1 pseudogene is annotated in these 328 nt (G+C 78.4%); it reads left to right on the top strand.

What is annotated here, in order from left to right:
- Positions 1-328 (top strand): annotated as a pseudogene (locus VR44_RS37585) (LuxR family transcriptional regulator); the annotation flags it as partial.

A 328-nucleotide genomic window follows, 5' to 3' on the forward strand; every position in this document is an offset into this window, starting at 1 on the left:
CCTGCGAGGAGCCCTGGGCGCAGGACGTCCTGCGGGCCGCCGCGGCCGCCGCCCTGCGCCGCACGGACCCCGAAGCCGCCGCCCGCTACCTGCGCCGCGCCCTGCTCCTCAGCCCGCCCGACGGACCCGCCCGCGCCGAGCTCCTCGTCGAACTCGCCACCGTCGAACGCGATTTCGCCCCCAGAGCGGCACTGCGCCACCTCACCCAGGCCCTGCTCCTCCTCCCGGACCCGGCCCGGCAGGCCGAAGTGGCGGGCCGGATCCCGCCGTTCCTCCTCGACGACTGCCCGCCCGCCACCCTCGACACCGTCGCCGCCACGGCAACCGG

Origin of the sequence: Streptomyces katrae (genome assembly GCF_000966975.1) — a bacterium.
In the GTDB taxonomy this organism is placed as follows: domain Bacteria; phylum Actinomycetota; class Actinomycetes; order Streptomycetales; family Streptomycetaceae; genus Streptomyces; species Streptomyces katrae.